The sequence below is a fragment of the Actinomadura rubrisoli genome, from assembly GCF_004349215.1.
GTDB lineage: Bacteria > Actinomycetota > Actinomycetes > Streptosporangiales > Streptosporangiaceae > Spirillospora > Spirillospora rubrisoli.
In genome coordinates this window covers 1-3933 of record NZ_SMKU01000542.1, presented here as the reverse complement: position 1 = coordinate 3933, position 3933 = coordinate 1, and the positions used below count along the sequence as shown (strand labels likewise).

5 protein-coding genes are annotated in these 3933 nt (G+C 73.2%); all 5 read right to left on the bottom strand.

All coding sequences use genetic code 11. From position 1 onward, the window contains the following. Nucleotides 1-12: 12 nt before the first annotated feature. Nucleotides 13-183 carry a hypothetical protein gene (locus tag E1298_RS50975; RefSeq protein ID WP_243726229.1) on the bottom strand — a complete coding sequence of 57 codons (171 nt, stop codon included), beginning with the start codon at nucleotides 181-183 and terminating at the stop codon, nucleotides 13-15. Between the two features lie 121 nt (nucleotides 184-304). Further along, complete coding sequence (locus tag E1298_RS44930; protein WP_131903486.1) at nucleotides 305-1441, bottom strand: carboxylate-amine ligase; 1137 nt, start codon at nucleotides 1439-1441, stop codon at nucleotides 305-307. Between the two features lie 240 nt (nucleotides 1442-1681). Then, nucleotides 1682-2458, bottom strand: coding sequence for an alpha/beta fold hydrolase (locus tag E1298_RS44925; protein WP_131903485.1), 777 nt, complete (start codon nucleotides 2456-2458; stop codon nucleotides 1682-1684). A 71-nt stretch (nucleotides 2459-2529) separates the two neighbouring features. Beyond that, on the bottom strand, nucleotides 2530-3156 hold the full coding sequence (locus E1298_RS44920; RefSeq protein ID WP_131903487.1) for a Uma2 family endonuclease: 627 nt from the start codon (nucleotides 3154-3156) through the stop codon (nucleotides 2530-2532). Nucleotides 3157-3284: 128 nt separating this feature from the next. Beyond that, nucleotides 3285-3933 (bottom strand): PucR family transcriptional regulator (locus tag E1298_RS44915; protein WP_131903484.1); only part of this gene is annotated, 649 nt, incomplete at its 5' end.

Sequence of the window (3933 nt, the reverse complement as noted above, 5' to 3'; positions counted from 1 at the left end):
GGGCACCCCGGATCAGGGGCGGGGGAGGGGGGATCTCACGCTGCGGGTCAGGCGGCGGATGATCTCCTTCACGGCCTTGCGCGCCAGGTCACGGCCCTCCGTGACGGTCCGGTCGGCGCGGGCGGTGTCCGACAGGATCAGCGTGGGCATCGGCTGCCGGACGCTGATCGAGGTGATCGCCACAACGCGTCCACGGCGGCCTGACCGGGGCGAATGCCTGCGTGGCGCTGGTCGCGCCCGAGGCCGTCCCGTAGGCCACCGACCCCGGCCTGCTGCGCCTCCCCGGCGGCGCGGCGGGACCGTGCTAGACCTTTACCGTGTGGCCGACGGCGTCGCCGACGATGGCCGTGACGTCGCGGGTCCGGGCGTAGACGGCCCGCTGGAGTTGCGCGCCGTTCCCGCGTTCGAGGACGCCGTGGAGCAGGCGGGTCGCGGTCTCCAGGTCGCCCAGGCGGTCGAGCGCGGGGGCGAGGTGCTCCAGCAGGGCGTGCACGACCGTGCTCGCGGGGGCGGCGCGGCGGGTCACCGGGTGGAGGAGGTCGCCGCGGAGCCCCGACCGGCTGGCCCGCCACATCGCGAGGCGCAGCAGGTCGGTCCGGATGCCGTCGGGCGGGACGCCCGCGCGCCAGCCCTCGGCGGCGGTGACGACCATGGCCCGGACCAGCGCGGCCATCAGGACGGTGTCGTCGGCGTCCAGGCACACGTCCGGGACGCGGACCTCGACGGTGGGGTAGTGCCGCGACAGCCGGGCGTCGAAGTAGATCATGCCCTCGTCGATCAGGGCGCCGCTGTCGAGCATCGCGTCGACCGTCGTCCGGTACGCCTGGGCGGAGCCGAACAGCTCGGTCGGCCCGCTGGACGGCCAGCGCCCCCAGACCTGCTGCCGCCAGCTGTCGTAGCCGGTGTCGGAGCCCTGCCAGAACGGCGAGTTGGCGCTGAGCGCGAGCAGCGGGGGCAGCCAGGGCCGGATCCGGTCCAGGACGGCGACGCCCTCGTCCACCGAATCCACCCCGACGTGGACGTGGCAGCCGCAGGTGAGCTGCTCGTCGGCGGTGCGCCCGTAGGCGTCCGACATGCGGCGGTAGCGGCGGGACGGGGTGAGCGAGGGCCGCACGGCGACCGGGGAGGTGGCGAGGGCGGCCACGGCGGCGCCGACGCCGGCGGCGGTCCGCGCGGCGGCCAGCCGCGCCGACCGGACGTGCGAGGACAGCTCGTCGAGGGCGGTGCAGACCGGCGTGACCGTCTCCACCTGCTCGCGCTGCAGCTCGGTGTCCAGCGGCTCGGCCCGCCTGCCGCCCGCGAAGGACACCTCCTCGTGCCGCCGGGCGTACCGGATGACGGAGCCGCAGACCGCCTGGGGCGCCCCGCTCGCGGGGTCGACGAGGAGCAGCTCCTCCTCCACCCCGAACGTGCGCGCGCCGACTGATCCGCATTGGGTCACGCCCTTGGTTGTGCCCCCCGCGCACTGATGTACCTCTCCGCTGCGCCTTGTGCGCGGGTCCGGCCCGTTTGGCGGTGGGCCGACTTGACCTAGCGCTTGTTGTACTTTGTCGGCCGATGGGCCGCCGGCAACGTGGGGAGACGGTCGCTGAGAGCCATGATCGGGTATCCCGATCTCCGTCGTCGTCGGCGATCCCGCGGGGCCGGCCGGGATCGGCCGCCCTGCCGGCGGCAGGGGCGGTCAGCCGAGCCAGGTGTCGATCAGGACGCCCGTCTCGTCCGGCTGGTCGACGTACAGCAGGTGCCCCGATTCGATCTCGGAGATCGTCAGGTTCGGGCCGAGGGCGGTGCGGCAGTCGACCACGAACTCCGGTCGCACCAGGTCGGCGCGCGTCGCGATGACCAGGTGGGTGGGAATGTCCGCGGGCGGCGGCAGGTGCGGGCGGGCCAGCTCCGAGCACGCCGTCACGATGGCCGCCGGCTCGTACCGCCAGCGCAGCCGCCCGTCCGGGCCCGGCTCCAGATGATCGACGACCTCCTCGTCCAGCATCTCGTCCGACGCCTGGGGCCACCGGGCCGCCAGCGAGGCCCGCGCCCCGCCGGCGTCGGCGAAGGACGGCGCGGGCATCGCCTCGCGGGCCTTCCGGGCCGCTCCCGCCGGGTCGAGCCCGATCGCCGGATCCAGCAGGACGAGCCGCCGGACCCGCCTCGGCGCCGTCCGCGCCAGGTGCAGCGCGATCATCCCGCCGTAGGCGTGTCCGACGAGGTCCGTCCGGTCGAGGCCCTCCGCGTCCATGACCGCGAGGACGTCCGCCACGTGCCGCTCCACCGTCCACGGCGGCTCATGCGGCGAGCGGCCGTGCCCGCGGAGGTCGGGCGCCAGCGTCCGGCGGTCCGCCAGATGCCGCTCGGCGGTCCGCCGCCAGCGCGCGCCGTGCCCTGTGATGCCGTGCAGGACGATCACCGGCGGGCCCGAAGGGTCGCCGTAGTGGTGAACGTGGAGTGCCGCGTCCGTCATGCTCGAAGCGTAAGGGGCGAGAGCGCCTCATCGAGGCCGAGCCGGACATCGCGCACCATCCGCGTGCGCGGTCAGAGGCGGTCGATCTCGGTCAGGTCGATGTCGATTTCGAACGGGACGGAGAGCTTCAGCCGGTTGTGGTGGACGCCGGACGGCACGTACGCCTTGGTGGCCGGGTCAAGGGCGAAGACATGCACCACCGGCTCTCCGTCTATGTTCTCCACGCGCCAGAAGTGGGGGATGCCTGCTTCGGCGTAGAGCTCCGGCTTGCGCTCCCGGTCGCGCAACTCCGACTCGGTCGAGACCACCTCGACGGTGAGAACGACATGTTCGGGCTGGTAGCTGGTTTGATCACGCCCGGTGACACCCTCGGCGCGCAAGACGAGGACGTCCGGCTCCGGTCGCTGGCGCTGAGCCAGGGTGACGGTCATCTCGCGGCGAAGGCGCAATTCGTCGGGTAGTTGCGGACGCAGCGCCCCCTCGATGAGGGAGACCGTCAGCATGTGGAAACTGGCCTGGGGGCTCACCAGGACGATGCTGCCATCGATCAACTCTGAGTGAGGGGGCAAATGCGGAAGGTGGTCAAGATCTTCTGCTGTGAAGCCGTCGTGCGGGGGCATGAGCCAGGCCGGCACGGGACCGTCCACCGGCTGATCGACGCGCTGGACGTGAGGCGGCCGCCGCTCGGGTTCGGGCATGTCGTCCACCGCCAGTGCGGTCACGTGTCCTCCCACAGGAACCGTTAGGGACTGCGTTGTTGCCTTCCGCGACAAGGTTATCAATGGGCCGCACTCCGCAGTGGGAGAGTCACCGAACGTGATCCGTGTCAGGGGCGTTCCCAGCGGACGGAGCTGAGGGCCAGGAGGGCGACGTGGAGGGAGACGCAGGACTCCACGTCGTCGAGGTCGGCGTCCAGGACGCGCTCGATGCGGCGGAGTCGCTCGTAGAAGGCCGGGCGGGACAGGTGGGCGAGCTGGGCGGCGACGGCCTTGTTGCGGCCGGAGTCGAGGTAGAGCTCCAGGATGCGGGTGAGGTCGCTGCCGCGCTGTGCGTCGTATTCCAGCAGGGGTCCGAGCTCGCGCTCGACGAAGGTCTGGACGCGGGCGTCGTCGCGCAGCAGGTGCAGGAGGCCGCGCAGGCGCAGGTCGGGGAGGCGGTAGAACAGGCGGCCGCCGGAGCCGCGGGAGGCGACGTCGGCGACCTGCTCGGCCTCCAGGAAGGACCGGCGGACGTCGCGGATCGACTCGACGACCGAGCCGGTGGCCATGACGGTGTCGCCGCCGGACTGCTTGCGGATGCGGGTCGCGACCTCGTGCAGGGCCGTCTCGACGTCGGCGCGGGCGGGCAGGGAGGCCAGGACGCCGACGCGGGCGTTCGGGCCGCCCTCGTCCAGCACGCCGACGAGGGCGGCGAGGCGGGCGTCCTTGCAGGCGGCGGCGGCCGTCTCGGCGAGCTGCGCCAGCTCGCCCACGGGC